Raw genomic sequence first — 17,060 nt, forward strand, 5'->3', positions numbered from 1 at the left:
GAAGCAACCTAACAAGGATCGATGCGCGCGCCAATCCACCAGAAGTTGCGCCCGGCCGGAGTGGTCCGGCCGGGCGTTGCATGATCAGGGCAGCGTGTAGCTGGTCTTGACCGTGGTGTAGAACTCCGCGGCGTAGCGGCCCTGCTCGCGCGAGCCGTAGGAGCTGCCCTTCCGGCCGCCGAACGGCACATGGTAGTCCACGCCCGCGGTCGGCAGGTTGACCATCACCATGCCGGCTTCCGACGCCTTCTTGAAGTGGCTGGCATGCTTCAGGCTGGTCGTGCAGATGCCGGAGCTGAGGCCGAACTCGGTGTCGTTGGCGACGTGGAGCGCCTCCTCGTAGTCCTTTACACGGATCACGCTGACCACCGGGCCGAACACCTCCTCGCGGTTGATCCGCATGGACGGGGTGGTGTCGGTGAACAGGGCCGGCTGGAGGTAGAAGCCGGTCTTCTCCCGGTTCAGCCGCTCGCCGCCGAACGCCAGCTTGCCGCCTTCCTTGCGCGCGATGTCGATATAGGAAAGGTCCTGGTCGAGCTGGTTCTGGTCGACCACCGGGCCGATCTGGGTGCCCGGCTTGAGCGCGTCGTCAACCACCAGCGCCTTGGTCGCCTCGACCGTGGCGGCCACGAACTTGTCGTGGATGCCCTCGGTGACGATCACCCGCGAGGACGCGGTGCAGCGCTGGCCGGTGGAATAGAAGCCGCTCTGGACCGCACAGTTGACCGCGGTGGTGAGATCGGCGTCGTCCAGCACAACAAGCGGGTTCTTGCCGCCCATCTCGAGCTGGAACTTGCACAGCCGTGCGGCAGCGGCCGCCGCGACGCGCTTGCCGGTCGCAACCGAGCCCGTGAAGCTGATCGCGTTCACCCGCGGGTCGTCCAGGAACACCTGGCCCACCACCGAGCCCCGGCCCATGACCAGGTTGAACACGCCTTCGGGCACGCCCGCCTCGACGATGATCTTCGCCAGCGCGTGGGCCGAACCCGGCACCAAGTCGGCGGGCTTGAACACTATCGTGTTGCCGTAGGCCAGTGCCGGCGCGATCTTCCAGGCCGGGATCGCGATCGGGAAGTTCCAGGGCGTGATCAGGCCCACCACGCCGATCGGATCGCGGCGCATGTCGACCTCGATGCCCGGACGGACCGAATCGATCCGCTCGCCGGTGATGCGCAGAGCCTCGCCGGCGAAGAACTTGAAGATCTGGCCGGCACGGGCGACCTCGCCGATGCCTTCCGGCAGGGTCTTGCCCTCCTCGCGGGAAAGCAGCCGACCGAGCTCCTCCTTGCGCGCCAGGATCGTGTTGCCGACCTTGTCGAGCAGGTCGGCGCGCTGCTGGATCGGGCTGAACTGCCAGGTCTTGAGCGCTTCCTTGGCAGCCGCGATCGCCTCCTTGGCCTGGGCGGCGTCGGCCTGCGCGTATTCACCGACCACGTCGTCCAGGTCGGATGGATTCACGTTGCGCGAAACGGACGCACCGTCGACCCAGGCGCCGGCGATGTAGTTCTGATGAACGCTCAATCTCTTCACTCCTTCGAAAGCCGGCCCGACCGAGGCCGCGCCCGTGCCTCACATGGGCAGCCCGGCATCGCTCTGCCACCCGTGCCGTGCTACCAGCCCGGCACAACTTGCGCGCAACGGGAGGCGCTTTTCGCATGAGCGGCATCGATCACGATCTGTTCCAGCATCTGGCCGGGTTCGACACGCCCACGATCTGCAACGCGCTGGAGGTGGCGCGAGGCTTCCGGTCGACCGAAGGCTATACGCTCCAGCCGCTCGTCTGCGCCTTCCCCGACCTGAAGCCGATCGTGGGCTTCGCCCGTACCGCGACGATCCGCGCCGCCCGGCCGAACGAGCGCAAGGGCGACGAGGCGCGCCAACACCGGATCGGTTATTACGAGTATGTCTGCTCCGAGCCGCATCCGACCATCGCGCTGATCCAGGATCTGGACGAGCACAAGGGCACCGGCGCCTTCTGGGGCGAGGTCAACACCGCCGTGCACAAAGGCCTGGGCGTGCTGGGCTGCGTGACCGACGGCTCGATCCGCGACCTCGACATGATCGCGCCGGGCTTCCAGCTCCTGGCCGGCTCGGTCGGGCCGAACCATGCTTTCGTCCACTGCGTCGAGTACGGCATCGACGTGACCGTGGCCGGCATGCAGGTCCGTCATGGCGACCTGATCCATGCCGACCGCCATGGCGCCACCGTGATCCCGCTCGATCTCCTGCCGAAGCTGCCCGACGCGATCGACCTGTGCATCCGCCAGGAGCGGCCGATCCTGGAGGCCGCCCGCTCCAGCGACTTCAACATCGACATGCTGAGGCGGGCGATGGCGGAGGCCGACGAGATCCACTGAGCCGGCCTGGACGGCCGGGTTCAGCCGCGCTTCAGCTCGGCCCCCGGCCACAGCCTGGCCCCGGCCCGCTCGTGGCGGACATGCCAGGCGGGCGGCACCCCCAGCGCATCGGCGGCATGCTGGCCCCAGCGCAGGTTGTCCAGATAGGCACGGGCAACCGCGACCAAGTCGGCCTTGCCCTCGGCCAGCACCTGCTCGGCCTGCTCCGGGGTGACCAGCATGCCCACTGCCTGGACTGCGGTGCTGTCGCCCACCGCCTGCTTCACCTTCGCGGCGAGCGGCACCTGGTAGCCCGGGCCCACCGGCACGCGAATGTCCGGGCGGATCGCACCGGACGAGACGGTGATGTAGTCGACCCCGATCGCCGCCAGCTCCTGGCCCAGGCGCGCTGCGTCCTCGGGCGTGAAGCCGTCCTCGTGCCAGTCGCTGCCGGTGATGCGCGCGCCCAGGATCTTGTCGCGCGGCCAGACCAGGCGCAGGGCGGACGCGATCTCCAGCACGAGCCGGATGCGGTTGGCGAAGCTGCCGCCATAGGCGTCCTGGCGCTGGTTGCTCAGCGGCGAGCAGAAGCTGTGCAGGAGGTAGCCGTGCGCCGCGTGCAGCTCGATGGCGTCGAACCCGGCGCACAGCGCCCGGCGCGCCGCCAGCACGAATGCCTCGCGGATCCGCTGGATGCCGGCCTGGTCCAGCTCGGTCGGCGGCTGGTGCTTGGGGTCGAACGGAATCGGGCTCGGCGCCACGGTGGTCCAGCCGCCCTGGTCCGGGCGGAGCTGGGCGCCGCCCCGCCAGGGTACGTCCGAGCCGGCCTTGCGGCCGGCATGGGCGAGCTGGATGCCGAACCGCTGCTCGGGCGCATAGGTGCGGATGTCGCGCAGGAGCCTGGCCAGCGCCGCCTCTTGGTCGCTGTTCCAGATGCCCAGGTCCGCAGGCGTGATCCGGCCCTCGGGCAGGACCGCGGAAGCCTCCATCACCAGGAGCCCGGCCCCGCCGAGCGCCAAGCTGCCGACATGCTGCTGGTGCCAGGGTGCGACCAGGCCATCCCGGGACGCATACTGGCACATGGGCGAAATGGTGATGCGATTGGGCAGGCGGATGCCGCCGATCGTGACGGGTTCGAACAGCTTGGCGCTCATCTGGTCCTGGAACTCCCTGGTCATAGGCGGCCGGATGGTGGGAGGCGGGCTCGGTGGGGTATCGGCTACAGGAACAGCCGGCCCTCGCCTACGCGCACCGCCCGGCCCGACACCTCGGCAGCCGCGTGGCCCGCCTGATCCAGAAACGGCTTCAGGTAGATGGTGCTGGGCCGGCCCATGGCCACGCCCTGGGCGATCGCCACCTGCCGGCCGGCACAGCCCGGCTCGTCGGCGAGCAGGAGGGCGGCCATCGCCGCGGCCGAGCTGCCGGTGGCGGGATCCTCGAACACGCCTTCCTGCGGAGCGAACATGCGGACGCTGAAGCTGGCGGGGCCGGTGCGGGCGAACACGGTGAGCCCGGTGGCCGGCGACGGCATCAGCCGGGCGATCGCCGCGTGGTCGGGCTCCAGCCGGTCGATCCAGGCCGGGTCATGCACCTGAAGGAAGGCGAAGGTGGTGCCGGCCGTGGCGAGGCGGACGGGGCTTGCCACTTCCGCCTCGGTCAAGCCCACCGCAGCCGCCAAAGGCTCTGCCTGGACGATGCCGGCCAGGGCCGGCGGCAGCGGTGCGCGCAGCGTCGCCAAGCCATCCTCGATCCGCACCGGCACCGGTCCTGCCGGCAGGTCCAGGACCGCCTGGCCCGCACCTTCGCTCGTGGGCAGCAGGCCCAGCTCGGCCAGCAGCACGGTGGTGCCGATGACCGGGTGGCCGGCAAAGCGGATTTCCGCACCCGGCGTGAAGATCCGGACGGAGAACAGTGCCTCCGCGTGCTCCGGCGGGAACAGGAACAGCGTCTCGGAAAGGTTGAACTCGCGCGCGATCATCTGCATGCGCTGCTCGTCCAGGCCGGCGGCGTCCGGCAGGACGGCGAGCTGGTTGCCGGCGAGCCTCGTCTGGGTGAACACGTCCAGCAGATGGTAGGTGTAGTCGGTCATCGGGCAGTCCTCGTCGGTCGTGAGCCCATTCAGAGCGGCAGATATTGCAGGGCCAGGAAGGCCAGGAGCGAGCTGCCGAGTGCTACGATGAACTGGCCGGACCAGCGCATCACGGCAAACCCCACCAGCGCCCCGCCCCAGCCGGCAGGTCCGGCGCTCCATACGGAAGGCGCTACCAGGGCGGCAAACACCGCCCCTGGCACATGGCCGAACCAGGCTTCGAGGAATGGCCCCGGCCGGAACCGGCGGATCAGGAGGAAGCCGCCGATCCGGGTGGCGTAGGTGGCAAGGCCCATCAGCAGGATGGCCAGTACGCCCTCAGGCCCGGCGGACATGCAGCCACGCTCCCAGCAGCGAGCCGGCGAGCGCGCCGGCCAGGATGTACCAGGTGCCGGGCAGCAGCGCCTTGACCGCCAGGGCCATGGCGGCCGCCACCAGCCACGGGACCAAGTCGCCCCTGCCCCGCCAGAATCCTGCCAGCAGCACGACGAAGAAGCCGGTGATCAGCCAGGCGAACAGGGCCGGGTCGACATCCCCGGTGAGGTTGCCCATGCCGTGGCCGGCCACGCCCGCCGACAGCCAGGCCAGCCACAGTGCTGCCCCGGCACCCATCAGGAAGGCCGCGTCGCCATGGCCGCGCCGCCGATCCGCGACGGCGACCCCCCAGGATTCATCGGTCATCAGATAGAGCGACAGCCAGGTCCGCGCCCGTCCCACCCCCTCGAACCAGGGGGCCACCGTGGCGCCCATCAGGAGATGGCGGAGATTGATCACCAGCACCGCGATCACCATGGTCGCGATCGGCAACGGCTCCTGCCAGAGCTCCAGGGCGACGAGCTGCGAGGCGCCAGCGAAGATCAGCATGCAGCTCAGCGCCACCTCCAGCAGCGACATGCCCTTCTCGGCCGCGGCCACCCCATAGACCAGGCCGAATGCGACGGCAGCCGGCAGGATCGGCAGCACGCCCAGTGCGCCGCGCTGCAGGCCGGCGGCGCTGAACGATGCAGGCGAGGCTTTCGAGCCGATCATGTAGCGATACACTTCCCGCGATTTCTGCGGATGATGATTCGTTGGCGAGCGAGCATCATCGGATTGACTCGGCAGGTGAGTCAATCCGATGATCGGTTCATGAGCATTCAGCGTAGTGACATCGCCGACGGGGGTCGCCCCGCCTACCGAGCTATCGCCGACGCGCTGGAGCGCGCCATCGGCGTGGGCGATTTCGGCCCGGGCGAGCGCCTGCCGCCGGTGCGCGATCTGGCCAAGAAGCTGGGTGTGACGGTCGGCACGGTGAACCGCGCCTATGTGCTGGCGCAGAGCCGTGGCCTGCTGACTGGCGAGGTCGGGCGCGGCACGTTCGTGCTGGCCCGGCCCGACCGGCAGAGCCGGATCCGGATCGCTGCCCAGGATGCGGCCAGCGTGTCCGACCTGGTGGTGAACCAGCCACCCTGCGTGCTTTCCGACGAAGAGGTTTCCGCGAGTGCCGCCAAGGCGCTCGCCGCGGGCGGCGCCGATCTGCTCGGCCGCTATCCGCCGACGGCCGGGCTCGAGCGGCATCGCGCAGCGCTGGCGCGCTGGGTCGGCCGGATCGGCATGCCGGCCACGGCCGATCAGGTGCTGATCACGGCGGGCGTCCATTCCGCGATCGCCGCGACCTGCCTGGCTTGGCTGCGCCCGGGCGACACGATCCTGGTGGACCAGCTCACCTATCCGGGGGCGCGCGACCTGCTGGGTAGCTTGAAGTTCCGGCTGGAGCCGGTCGCCACCGATGGCGACGGCGCCCTGCCTGACAGCCTGGCGGCGGCGGCGCGTGCCCATGGCGGGCGGGCCTTCCTCACCTGCCCCACCCTGCACAACCCGACCGCGGTGACCATGCCGGACGACCGGCGCCGCCAGATCGCCCAGGTGATCGAGCAGAACGACCTGCTGCTGATCGAGGACGACATCTACGGCCATCTGCCGACCGCCCGCCCGGCGCCGATCGCGGTGCACCTGCCCGAGCGCGCGGTGCTGGTCAGCGGCCTGTCCAAGTGCCTGGCACCCGGATTGCGGCTCGGCTACATCGTGGCTCCGCTCGACCGGGTGGGGTCGATCACCACCGCGCTGCACGACCTGCTGGTAGCCGCCTCGCCTTTGCCGGCGGAACTGTTCAGCCACTGGCAGGACACCGGCCAGGCCGATGAGGTGCTCGGCCGGATCCGTGCAGCCATCGCGCGCCGCCGCGAGATCGCCGGCGACCTGCTGGGCATGGCGCCGCCCGACGGCAGCCCGCATCTGTGGCTGCCGCTCCCGCCGGCCTGGAGTGCTGGGCGACTGGTCGAGGAGGCGGTGCGCCAGGGCATCTACCTGCCGCGCAGCGACGTGTTCCAGGTCGGCCGCACGGCACCATCGCCCAAGGCGATCCGGGTGGCACTCGGCTCGGTGCCGGGCGAAGCGGAGCTGGCTCTGGCGCTCGGTCGGCTGCGCGCCCTGCTCGACCAGCCGCCGCCGCGCGCGGCACCGGTCATCTGAAGCAGCAGACCAGCCGCAGCTCGACGGTACGGCCGGGATTGGCCACCGGCTGGCCCCACTGGAACCCGGCCGAGAACCGCGCGGCGACATGGTCGGCGGGCAGGCCAGCCTGGACCAGTCGGTCCACCAGCTGGCTGATGCGCATCAGCGAGAGCTGCCAGCCGGACAGATCGACCCCCGACGGGCCGGCCGCCTGGGCCGCATGTCCCTGGATCAGCACCTGCCAGCGCTGCTCGGCCGGGATCCTGGCCACCGCGGCAGACAGGCCCTCGATCGCCTGGACGAGCTGCCTGGTCTCGTCGGTGCCCAGATCCGCCGAACCCGGCGCGAAGGTCACGGTCGCGGCGAAGACCTGTGCCGGTGGTGCTTCGCCAGTGTCCGGTGCCGCCAGCACCTGGTCTAGATCGGCCACGCTCGCTGCCCGGTAGCGTGCCTCGGTCTCGGCGAGCTCGGCCTGGGCGCGTTCCGCCTCCAGGGTCAGCTCACCGATGCGCTGCTCGCGCTCGGCGAGGTTGCCCTGCAGGACCGTCACCCAGGTGATCCCGCCGGCCAGCAGCACGGCCAGCAAGGCACCCGTCAGCAGGGCCGGAACCGGCAGGTGCCGCGGCAGCCCGGTGCCCAGCGGATCGGCCGGGCGGGTGCGGGGCCGGCGCTTGCGCAGCAGGCGGTCGAACGACCAGGGACTGGCCAGGGGGTCGGCCCGTGGCGGTGCGGCCGGGCGCTCGGGCGCCGGCTCGTCGCGGCCAAGCTCGACGCTGTCGGCGTCGTAGTGCAGCCGCCGCGAGGGGTCGCGCAGCACCTCGTAGGCGTCCAGCACGCGCTGGAACGCCGCCGGGTCGCCCCCGTCCCCGGCATGGTCCGGATGGAGGAGCTTGGCGCGCTCGTTGAACGCCCGCCGGATCTCGTCCGCCGTCGCGGTCACCGGCAGGCCGAGCGCGGCATAATAGCCGCGCGGGTCGCCTCGGCGGATCATGGGATCGTGGGTATGACGCTCATGCCCCAGGCGCTTGCCGATTGGCCGGCCACTCGTCAAGCTGCGGGCGTACGTGCGGGTGGATGTCCGGGAAGCGGAACGAGTGGACCAGCGCAGGCAGACGGCTGCCAAGCCGACGGGAAGCGGTCGCCGGGCGAGGCAGCCCCGGCCGCGGGACTTCCAGCGCAGCCGCCTGTACCGCTGGGAGAACGAGCACGTCCTGCCGCTGGATCGCCAGCCGATCCCGCTGGAGGAGTGCCGCACCCTGGTGGCGGCCGTGTTCGCCCGCAGGCTCGGCCCGGATGCCGTGCCGCCGCGGGTGGAGGACGGCAGGGGCCGCCGCCATGCCGCCGGCTCCCGCGAGGCCATCAAGCTGCCCCGCTGGGCCAGGACCCGCCCGGTGGTGCTGCACGAATGCGCCCATGGCCTCGCCACCGACGGCCACGGCCCGGACTTCGTCCGCGCCTATGTCGAGCTCCTCGTGGAGTTCGGGAACTTCGACCGCGCCATGCTGGAAGCCAGCTTGGCGGCAGCGGGCCTCCAGGTGACGCCGGCCGGCCAGCCCATGCGTCAGCCGGACCCGCCGGAACTGTACGTGGCGGTCGGGCGGAACCTCAGCTCCTACCTGATGGCCAGGGGCATCCACAGCATTGCCCAGGTGCGGGCGCGCGGCGCCATCCAGACCTGGATCTGGCTGAAGCGTTGCTTCGGCGATGTGATCGGTCAGGCCAGCCTCCTGTCCCTGGCTGCGGTGGAGCAGGGCCGGCCGGTAGAGGCGCTGGACGGGCGCACCCGGGCGCGCATCCGGTTCGAGGCACTGGGCCAGCTCCTGGTCGCGCGGGCACGCGGCGCGTGGATGGACCGCCCGAGACGGCCGCGCGCGCCTCGCTAGGTGATGACCGGGTCAGTTGATGATCGGGCCGCTCGCGGGCTCGACCGGGATCAGGTGCTCGACGCCGTCCTGCAGGGTGCTGACCCGCCCCGCCTTGAGCGGCGGCCGGGCGCGCTCCACGAGGCGCCTGGGGGCGGGGACGGCGGCGCGATCGAGCTGCCGCGCGGCCGGCGAGGCCAGCCGGTCGAGCTCGTCGCGCGGACCCTCCTCGGCCCCCGACGACTTGCCCCACAAGGCCGCGGTGACCAGCGAGGTGGAGACGAGCTGGTTGGTCAGTACGCCCAGCGGCTCGGCGGCGAGCGTACCTGCCGGCCGGGCGCCGCCCTGCCCTGCCGGGCCACCCGCCGGCGCGGTCGCCGCGACCAGGGCCGCGGACGGGGCCGGGTCGATCGGCACGATCGCATCCCGGTCGGTACCTTCCGGTTGGGGCAAGCGGTCTTGCTGGGTCATGCGCGGGCTGGCCTCGACCTTCACCGGCGGAGCAGGATCGCCCGCTGTGCTGTCGTCCGGCGCCACCCAACTGCTAAACAGCTCCAGGAGCGTGCGCGGCTGCTGGGCGGGATCGGGGTTGGGCGCCACGGCCGGCACGCCATGATCGGTCACCTTCACCGCGGACGATCCCGGCACCACCGGCACGTCGGCACGCAGGCGCTCCAGGCTGCCGGCACCCATGGTCTGCGACATCATGAGCACGCCCAGGCAGCACGTCGCGAGGCCGGCCGATAGCCATTGGCGCGGCATCAGCAACCGGTCGGCGGGATCTTCAGGACGTTGCGGCAATCTGGGGCTCGAAATCGGGGTATCTGGGTTACCAATACTTAATCCGTTTTCAGCTGGCCGCAACAGATTGTTGGCGCACTGCAACTCGTATCACCCGCTCAGCCACGGATCCGCGTGTTTTCCGGGTCATACCAGGCACCAAGCTGCGCCTGCACCGGCACCCGCTTGCAGGCGATCTCGACCTCGAGCGGATGGCTCGCCAGCCAGCCCGAATCGGCCGGGACGTCACCGGTGACATAGCCCATGCCGAGCGACGCCCCGACCCGGTGGCCGTACATGCCGGAGGTGACGGCACCCACGATCCGGTCGCCCGACCAGATCGGCTCCTCGTGGTGCAGCAGCCGGCCAGGATCGGTGAGATTCAGTTGCACCAGCCGGCGACGCGGCCGGCCTTGCTCCCGCAGGCGCGCCAGTGCTGCCCGGCCGATGAAGCCGCCGGGCTTGTCCCAGGCGACGCAGAAGCCGAGGCCGGCCTCCAGCGGCGTGTCGTCCACCCCGATATCGTGCCCCCAGTGCCGGTAGCCCTTTTCGGTGCGCAGCGCGTTCATCGCATGGTAGCCGGCCAGCCGCAGGCCCAGCCCCTCGCCTTCCGCCAGCAGCGTGTCGAACAGATGGGTGGCGAACTCCGCGGGGACGTAGAGCTCGTAGCCGAGCTCACCCACATAGGTGAGCCGGGACGCCCGCACCCGGGCGAAGCCCAGCTCCAGCTCGCGCGATGTACCGAAGGGGAAGGCAGCATTGCCCAGTTCCTCGCCGCTCAGCCGCTCCAGGAGGGTACGGCTGCTGGGGCCCATCAGCCCGAACATCGGCAAACCTGAGGTAACGTCGACCGCGTGGCAGCGCGCGTCCTGGGGCAGATGGCGCCGGAGCCAGGCGAAGTCGCGGGCCTGGGCTGCCGCTGCGGTGACCAGCATGAAGCTGGTCTCGCCGGTCCGCGTGACGGTGAGGTCGCTCTCGATCCCGCCCCGCTCGTTCAGCCACTGGGTGTAGACCACGCGGCCGACCGGTACGTCGATGTCGTTGCAGCAGATCCGGTTCAGCACCTTCACCGCGTCGGCCCCTTCCACCAGGAACTTCGCGAACGAGCTCTGGTCGAACAGGCCCACGGCATCGCGTACCGCCCGACACTCCTCGCCCACCGGCTCGTGCCAGTTCTGCCGGCCCCAGGAATAGTGGTAGCGCCGCTCCGTCCCCTCGGGCGCGAACCAGTTCGGCCGCTCCCAGCCCGCCACCTCGCCGAACACGGCCCCCCGTGCCGCCAGCCGGTCATGGCAGGGCGAGCGCCGGGCCCCGCGCGCGGTTTCCATCTGCCGGTACGGCCAGTGCATCGCGTAGAGCAGGCCCAGCGTCTCCGTGGTGCGCTCCTTGAGATAGCGCCGCCCGGACTGGAAGGGCTGCATCCGCCGGACGTCCACGTCGATCAGGTCGGCCGGCATGGCGCGGCCCTGGATCCACTCAGCCAGCACCTTGCCCGCCCCGCCCGAGCTCTGGATGCCGATCGAGTTGAAGCCGCACGCGACGAACAGGTCGGCGACTTCCGGCGTCTCGCCCAGCAGGTAGCGGTCGTCCGGCGTGAAGCTCTCCGGGCCGTTGAAGAAGGTGTGGATCCCGGCGGTCTCCAATGCCGGCATCCGGGCCATGGCCGCCTCCAGGATCGGCTGGAAATGGTCGATGTCCTCGGGCAACTGGTCGAAGCAGAAATCCTCAGGGATGCCGGCCATGCCCCAGGGCTTGGCCACCGGCTCGAAGCAGCCCAGCAGGATCTTGCCGGCATCCTCCTTGTAGTAGGCGCACTCGTCGGGGACGCGCAGCACCGGCAGGTTCGACGGCAGGCCGGCGATCTGCTCGGTGACGATGTAGAAATGCTCGGCCGCATGCAGCGGCAGGGACACGCCGATCCTGCGGCCGAGCTCATGCGACCACATGCCGGCGGCGATCACCACCGTGCCGGCACGGATCTCCTGGCCGTCGACCAGGCGCACGCCTACTGCCCGGCCGCCTTCCACCAGGATCGTGTCGACCGGGCAGTTCTCCACGATCCGGGCACCGCGTTGCCGGGCACCGCGGGCAAAGGCCTGGGTCACGCCCACCGGGTCGGCCTGGCCGTCCTTGGGCAGGAACACGCCGCCCACCGCGCCGTCGAGATTGAGCTGCGGGTATTTCGCCCGCACGTCCTCGACCGTGAGCAGTTCCGCCGCCAGGCCGAAATTCTTGGCCATGGAGGCACCGCGCTTCAGCTCCTCGAAGCGCTCGCCGTTCAGCGCCAAGGAGATCGAGCCGTTCTGCCGAAAGCCAGTGGCTTGGCCGGTCTCGCGCTCCAGCTCGAACAGGAGGTCGGAGGTGTACTTGGCGAGCTCGGTCATCACCCGGGTGGCGCGGAGCTGGCCGATCAGCCCCGCCGCGTGCCAGGTCGTGCCACAGGTGAGCTGGCGGCGCTCCAGGAGCAGCGTGTCGGTGATGCCGAGCCTAGCCAGGTGATAGCTGATCGAGCAGCCGATCACGCCGCCGCCGATTACGATCACCTCGGTCCTGGAAGGCAGATCCTGACCCATCGCTGCGCCCCGTAGCTGTTGCGCCTGCCTGTCTAGCCTGGGGTGGCGTCAGGCGCGAAGCGACAGAGGCGACCTCGCTCGCCGCGCAGGGGCAAGTCCGCTAGCTCCGGCCCGTTCAGGACAGGCCGACCGGCCGGGCCAACGGTGGTGGCGCCTCGGCCGGGCGGGTGGCCGGCCGGGTCCATGGCTGCGCCTTGTACCAGTCGACGATCCGGGCGGTGACCAGCAGCACGAGGATGCCCCCCAGGTTCAGCAGCGGCACGACCACCGGCCCGCCGCCCGAGCGGTGCAGGACGATGCCCAGGACCTGTGCCGTCACCAGGCCCGCCAGGAACACGGCGAGCGACTGGCGGCCGATCAGGACACAGCGGCGCACCAGCGGCCCGCCCAGCCGGCTGCCGGCCGGTCCGACCAGCCACCAAGCGAGATAGGCCAGCGCCAGGAAGTGGACGAAGCGCAGCAGGCCGAACCGGGTCTTGCCGGTGAGCGGCAGGATGAGGTCGTGCACCGACTCGAGAACCGGCAGGGCCCGGACGAGCGGCAGCCAGGAGAACGGCACTGCCAGGGCGATGACCACGACTGCCGCCAGCGCCAGGGCGGTGCTGCGCGGTGGTGCCGGCAGCCAGCCGCGCACCAGGGCAAAGCCGGTAAAGAAGACGAGCTGCCAGCCGAACGGATCGAAGAACCACTGCCGCGTCATCCATGGATCCGCGGGCAGTGCGGTCAGCCGCGTCTGCGCCAGGCACCAGAGCAGGACCATCGCCGCGAGGGCGGCACCCCTGCCGTGCAGCCGCTCCAGCCCCAGCATCACCGGGATCAGCACCAGGATCACTAGGTACATCGGCAGGATGTCAAAATAGTTGGGCACATAGGTCAGGCTCATGAGCCCCAGGATCCCGCTGCCCGGGTCGGCCAAGAAGCGCTGGAGCTGGAGGAGCCTGGTATAGGCATCGGTCGCGAACAGGCGGTCGGCCGCCACCATCAGGGCCAGCACGGCAATGAACACCCCGATCTGCGCCCACCAGATCTGCCAGACCCTGAGCCCGATCCGGAGCGTGCCGACCGTCCAGCCATGCCGGTCGAACACCCGGGCGAACGCATGGGCGGACGCCATGCCGGAGCAGAACACGAAGATCTCGGTGGCGTCGGAGAAGCCGAAGCGGGCGGGGATCCAGTTGATCCAGGCATTGCCCGGGATGTGGGCGATCAGGATGATGCACATCCCGATGCCGCGGAAGAAGTCGAGCCGCAGATCGCGCTCGCTGCGCCGATGACCCTGACCGTCCACGGACACCCCCGGCTGGCGGGCGGCCCGGCCCCGCGCGGCCGGCCCGTTCCCTGCCAGCGCCGGCTACACGGGCGGCGGGTCGCTGTCCACGCCGGGCACCGGAGCGGCCGCGCCCGAGGGCGGCACGGTGGTGGCGCCGACGATCAGCCGGGCGCCGCGCTGGAAGGTGACATAGTCCCACAGCCAGTTGATCGCGACCATCAGGCGGTTGCGCCAGCTGATCAGGAAATAGATGTGCGCCACGCCCCACACCAGCCAGGCGAAGTAGCCGCTCAGGCGGATCCGGCCGAAATCGACCACCGCGGCGCGGCGGCCGATCGTGGCGAGGTTGCCGGCATGGCGGTAGCGGAACGGTGCCGGCTCGGCCGCCTCGCCCAGGAGGAAGCGCAGGCGGCGGGCGACGTGGCGACCCATCTGCTTGGCCGCCGGCGCGATCCCGGGCACCAGGCCGCCACCCGGCCACGGCACCGCCGCGGCATCGCCGATCACGAACACGCCCGGGCGACCGGGCACTCCGAGATGCCCGTCCACCGCCACCCGGCCGGCCCGGTCCGCCGGCACCTCCAGCCAGCGCGCCACCGGGGAGGCCTGCACGCCCGCTGCCCAGACCACCGAGCCGGCCGGGATGTGCAGGCCGGCGGCGGTCACCCCGCTTTCGTCGATCGCGGTGACCTGATGGCTGAGCAGCAGCTCCACGCCCAGTCCCGCCAGGGCCCGTTCGGTCCTGGCCGACAGCTCTGCGGGAAATGCGCCCAGCACGCGGTCACTGCCCTCGATCAGCACCACCCGGGCATCGGCCGGGTCGACCCGCCGGAAGTCGCGGGCCAGCGCGTAGCGGGTGAGCTCGGCGATGGCGCCGGCCATCTCCACCCCGGTGGGGCCGCCGCCCACCACCACGAAGGTGAGCAGCCGGCGCCTCATGGCCGGATCGTCGGCCAGCTCGGCCTGCTCCAGCCTGGTCAGGATCCGCTCGCGGATCTGGGTCGCATCGGCGATGCGCTTGAGGCCTGGCGCCAGCTCCTCCCACTCGTCATGGCCGAAATAGGCGTGGCGGGCACCGGTGGCGAGCACCAGCCAGTCATAGGCCAGGCGCCGCCCGTCGCCCAGGACGACCTGGCGTGCCGCATGGTCCACCCCGACGACCCGACCCAGCTGCACCTCCACGTTCCGCTGGCGGCGCAGGATGCTGCGAATCGGCCAGGCAATATCGGCGGGCGACAGGGCCGCGGTCGCGACCTGGTAGAGCAGCGGCTGGAAGAGATGGTAGTTGCGCCGGTCGACCAGGGTGATCCGCAGCCGGGCGCCGGCCAGCGCCTGGACGCAGCTCAACCCGCCGAACCCGGCGCCGACCACGATCAGACGCCGCGCACCGTCCTGTTCCGCGCCTGCCATGCTCCTTCCCGTTCCTTGGCTGTCGCTGCGTCGCCGCCATGTCCGGCGCGGCCGCCCTCGGTCAGGCGGTCACCTGCAGCAGCGCCTGCACCTTCGCGTGCAGCATGTCGAACGAGAACGGCTTGACCAGGAGCTCGGTGCCCTCGCCCAGATGCCGTTCCAGCCGCGCGCCGGCATAGCCGGTGATGAACAGGACGGCGAGGCCGGGTCGGCTCGCCCGGGCGATCTCGGCCAGCTGCCGGCCATTCGGGATCCCGGGCAGGCCCACATCGGTCACCAGCAGGTCGACCCGGCGCCGCTCCGACAGGATCGCGAGCGCCTCGCGCCCGTCCGCTGCCTGGAACGTGCGGTAGCCGGCCTCGGCCAGCCGGTCGACGGTCACCCGCCGGATCGCCTCGTCATCCTCGACCAGCAGCACGGTCCGCCCCGTCCCGTCCACTGCCGCCACCGGCTGGACGGGCTCGGCGGCAACAGGCGGTGCGCCCTCGTGGCGCGGCAGGTAGATCCGGATGGAGGTTCCCTGGCCGGGCGCGCTGGTCGTGCGCAGGAGCCCGCCCGACTGGTGGACGAAGCCGTAGATCTGGCTGAGGCCGAGCCCGGTCCCCTGGCCGATGGGCTTGGTGGTGAAGAACGGCTCGAACGCGTGGGCCAGCACCTCCGGCGGCATGCCCACACCATTGTCGGCGACCGCGATCTCGACGAACGCGCCGGGTGGCGGGTCGTCGCGCTCCGTCAGTTCGGCCGCCGTCAGGCTCACCTCCGCGACGGTGATCAGGATCCGCCCGCCACCCGGCATCGCGTCGCGCGCGTTGATGCACAGGTTGAGCAAGGCACTCTCGAGCTGGTTGGCGTCGCACAGCACCAGGCCGACCTGGTCCTGGAGGCCCAGCTCGATCTGCACCTCCGGGCCGACCGAGCGGCGGATGAAGTCCTTCATCCCGCGCACCAGCTCGACCGCATCGGTCGGCCGGGGCTGCAGGGTCTGGCGCCTGGCGAATGCCAGGAGCCGATGGGTGAGGTTGGCCGCCCGCTCGATCGCCTCGCGCGCGCCGTTCAGGTAGCGGTCCACCTCGTCGATGCGCCCCTGGGCGATCCGCCGCCGCACCATCTCCAGGCTGCCGGAGATGCCCTGGAGCATGTTGTTGAAGTCATGCGCGATGCCGCCGGTGAGCTGGCCCACCGCCTCCATTTTCTGTGCCTGGCGCAGGGCCTCCTCGTTGGCCCGCAATTCGCGGGTCCGTTCGGCGACCTGCTGCTCCAGGGTCGCGTTCAGCTCGTAGAGCGCCTGCTCCGCCCGCTTCTGCTCGGTGATGTCGTGGCCCTGGACGAAAATGCCGACCACGCCGCCCGAGGCGTCACGCACCGGCTGGTAGATCAGGTCCAGGAAATGCTCCGACGAGGACAGGCCGTCCGGTGCCACGAGGACGACGCGCACGTTCTGACCGACGAACGGCTCGCCCGTGGCGAACACCCGTTCCAGCACCTCGAAATGGCCCTGGCTGCCGATCTCCGGCAGTACCTCGCGCACGGTCTTGCCGACCACCGGGCGGTTGACCAGGCGGAGATAAGCGGCGTTGGCCAGCTCGAACACATGGTCCGGGCCGCGCAGCAGCGCCATGAAGCTGGGTGCCTGCTCGAACATCTCGCGCAGGTTGCTGCGTTCCGCGTCCAGCGCCTGGTTGGCGATCTGCACCGCCTCCGCACGCCGCAGCACCCCTTCGGTGATATGGATCGACGCGGCGACACCGCCGATACGCAGCCGGTGGAGCTCGGTGACGTCCACCGCGTGCTGCAGCACGAACGCCACCTCGCCCCGCTCGTCGAACATGGGCGCGTGGGTGGCGCTCCAGTAGCGGTCCTCCAACGTGCCGTCCGGGCGGGTGATCGCGTAGTAGATCAGTGAAAGATGGTCGACCGCCTTCTCGGCCACGACCCGGGTGAGCGATGCCCGCAGCGCCCGGCCGCTCGCCGCGTCCGGGCCGCTTGGAAAGGCGTCGAAGATGTTGCGGCCGACCAGCTGGTCGCGCTCGCGCATGGTGACGCGCAGATAGGCGTCGTTCATGCCGACGATGTCGAAGTTGCGGTCCAGGATGACGTACGGATTGGGCGAGGCGTTGAACAGCCCGGCCAGATCCACGGTGCTCAAGGCGGGTGCACGAAACAGACCGCATCTCCAGCCTGCCGGTCCTGCGCAGGCGCTCTCCTGGAGTCATTCTAGCGAGCCGCCTGGGCGAAGGCGAGCGGCAT

At 70.8% G+C, this 17,060-nt stretch carries 14 protein-coding genes; 3 read left to right on the plus strand and 11 right to left on the minus strand.

Annotated features, from left to right (window positions below; translation table 11 throughout):
* Positions 1-84: 84 nt before the first annotated feature.
* Positions 85-1,521 (minus strand): aldehyde dehydrogenase family protein, encoded by a 1,437-nt coding sequence (locus HLA95_RS02225; RefSeq protein WP_191059444.1) that lies wholly within the window; start codon positions 1,519-1,521, stop codon positions 85-87.
* 134 nt (positions 1,522-1,655) lie between these two features.
* On the opposite strand from HLA95_RS02225, the gene HLA95_RS02230 reads away from it, so the two are divergent.
* Entirely contained in the window at positions 1,656-2,357 is a 702-nt protein-coding gene (locus tag HLA95_RS02230) for an RraA family protein (protein ID WP_191059443.1), read from the plus strand.
* A gap of 20 nt (positions 2,358-2,377) precedes the next feature.
* On the opposite strand, the gene HLA95_RS02235 is transcribed toward HLA95_RS02230, so the two are convergent.
* From HLA95_RS02235 to HLA95_RS02250, 4 genes are all read right to left on the minus strand, one after another.
* Positions 2,378-3,490 carry an NADH:flavin oxidoreductase/NADH oxidase gene (locus HLA95_RS02235; protein ID WP_191059442.1) on the minus strand — a complete coding sequence of 371 codons (1,113 nt, stop codon included), beginning with the start codon at positions 3,488-3,490 and terminating at the stop codon, positions 2,378-2,380.
* 65 nt (positions 3,491-3,555) lie between these two features.
* Positions 3,556-4,425, minus strand: coding sequence for a PhzF family phenazine biosynthesis protein (locus HLA95_RS02240; protein ID WP_222182247.1), 870 nt, complete (start codon positions 4,423-4,425; stop codon positions 3,556-3,558).
* A 29-nt stretch (positions 4,426-4,454) separates the two neighbouring features.
* Positions 4,455-4,760: an AzlD family protein gene (locus HLA95_RS02245; protein ID WP_191061936.1), complete on the minus strand. Its 306-nt coding sequence runs from the start codon at positions 4,758-4,760 to the stop codon at positions 4,455-4,457.
* The gene (locus HLA95_RS02250; RefSeq protein WP_191061935.1) at positions 4,744-5,454 is read right to left on the minus strand and encodes an AzlC family ABC transporter permease; all 711 of its coding nucleotides are present in this window, start codon (positions 5,452-5,454) and stop codon (positions 4,744-4,746) included. Before HLA95_RS02250 ends, HLA95_RS02245 begins: the two co-directional genes overlap by 17 nt.
* A 99-nt stretch (positions 5,455-5,553) precedes the next feature.
* On the opposite strand from HLA95_RS02250, the gene HLA95_RS02255 reads away from it, so the two are divergent.
* A complete protein-coding gene (locus HLA95_RS02255) occupies positions 5,554-6,936 on the plus strand; it encodes an aminotransferase-like domain-containing protein (RefSeq protein ID WP_222182249.1) in 1,383 nt (460 codons plus the stop codon).
* Here the strand turns inward: HLA95_RS02255 and HLA95_RS02260 are convergent.
* Positions 6,929-7,909: a DnaJ domain-containing protein gene (locus tag HLA95_RS02260; protein WP_222182251.1), complete on the minus strand. Its 981-nt coding sequence runs from the start codon at positions 7,907-7,909 to the stop codon at positions 6,929-6,931. The genes HLA95_RS02255 and HLA95_RS02260 overlap by 8 nt on opposite strands.
* Positions 7,910-8,012: 103 nt before the next feature.
* On the opposite strand from HLA95_RS02260, the gene HLA95_RS02265 reads away from it, so the two are divergent.
* A complete protein-coding gene (locus tag HLA95_RS02265; protein WP_222182253.1) occupies positions 8,013-8,801 on the plus strand; it encodes a hypothetical protein in 789 nt (262 codons plus the stop codon).
* A gap of 12 nt (positions 8,802-8,813) precedes the next feature.
* Here HLA95_RS02265 and HLA95_RS02270 read toward each other — a convergent pair whose 3' ends face one another.
* The 5 genes from HLA95_RS02270 to HLA95_RS02290 all read right to left on the minus strand — a co-directional run bounded on the left by HLA95_RS02270 (position 8,814) and on the right by HLA95_RS02290 (position 16,950).
* A complete protein-coding gene (locus HLA95_RS02270; RefSeq protein ID WP_222182255.1) occupies positions 8,814-9,488 on the minus strand; it encodes a hypothetical protein in 675 nt (224 codons plus the stop codon).
* Positions 9,489-9,679: 191 nt separating this feature from the next.
* Complete coding sequence (locus tag HLA95_RS02275) at positions 9,680-12,133, minus strand: GcvT family protein (protein ID WP_191061062.1); 2,454 nt, start codon at positions 12,131-12,133, stop codon at positions 9,680-9,682.
* Between the two features lie 115 nt (positions 12,134-12,248).
* The gene (locus HLA95_RS02280) at positions 12,249-13,421 is read right to left on the minus strand and encodes an OpgC family protein (RefSeq protein WP_222182257.1); all 1,173 of its coding nucleotides are present in this window, start codon (positions 13,419-13,421) and stop codon (positions 12,249-12,251) included.
* A 63-nt stretch (positions 13,422-13,484) separates the two neighbouring features.
* Positions 13,485-14,813, minus strand: coding sequence for an NAD(P)/FAD-dependent oxidoreductase (locus tag HLA95_RS02285; RefSeq protein ID WP_222182259.1), 1,329 nt, complete (start codon positions 14,811-14,813; stop codon positions 13,485-13,487).
* Positions 14,814-14,874: 61 nt separating this feature from the next.
* The gene (locus HLA95_RS02290) at positions 14,875-16,950 is read right to left on the minus strand and encodes a PAS domain-containing protein (RefSeq protein ID WP_223861492.1); all 2,076 of its coding nucleotides are present in this window, start codon (positions 16,948-16,950) and stop codon (positions 14,875-14,877) included.
* Between the last annotated feature and the right edge of the window lie 110 nt (positions 16,951-17,060).

Origin of the sequence: Geminicoccus harenae, from assembly GCF_019800005.1 — a bacterium.
GTDB classification, from domain to species: Bacteria; Pseudomonadota; Alphaproteobacteria; order Geminicoccales; family Geminicoccaceae; genus Geminicoccus; species Geminicoccus harenae.

Excerpts from the sequence above, each read along its gene's own strand:
- HLA95_RS02235 (WP_191059442.1), bottom strand. The coding sequence starts at position 3,490 with ATGAGCGCCAAGCTGTTCGAACCCGTCACGATCGGCGGCATCCGCCTG.
- HLA95_RS02260 (WP_222182251.1), bottom strand. The coding sequence starts at position 7,909 with ATGATCCGCCGAGGCGACCCGCGCGGCTATTATGCCGCGCTCGGCCTG.
- HLA95_RS02230 (WP_191059443.1), top strand. The coding sequence starts at position 1,656 with ATGAGCGGCATCGATCACGATCTGTTCCAGCATCTGGCCGGGTTCGAC.
- HLA95_RS02255 (WP_222182249.1), top strand. The coding sequence starts at position 5,554 with ATGAGCATTCAGCGTAGTGACATCGCCGACGGGGGTCGCCCCGCCTAC.
- HLA95_RS02245 (WP_191061936.1), bottom strand. The coding sequence starts at position 4,760 with ATGTCCGCCGGGCCTGAGGGCGTACTGGCCATCCTGCTGATGGGCCTT.
- HLA95_RS02250 (WP_191061935.1), bottom strand. The coding sequence starts at position 5,454 with ATGATCGGCTCGAAAGCCTCGCCTGCATCGTTCAGCGCCGCCGGCCTG.
- HLA95_RS02275 (WP_191061062.1), bottom strand. The coding sequence starts at position 12,133 with ATGGGTCAGGATCTGCCTTCCAGGACCGAGGTGATCGTAATCGGCGGC.
- HLA95_RS02270 (WP_222182255.1), bottom strand. The coding sequence starts at position 9,488 with ATGATGTCGCAGACCATGGGTGCCGGCAGCCTGGAGCGCCTGCGTGCC.
- HLA95_RS02285 (WP_222182259.1), bottom strand. The coding sequence starts at position 14,813 with ATGGCAGGCGCGGAACAGGACGGTGCGCGGCGTCTGATCGTGGTCGGC.
- HLA95_RS02240 (WP_222182247.1), bottom strand. The coding sequence starts at position 4,425 with ATGACCGACTACACCTACCATCTGCTGGACGTGTTCACCCAGACGAGG.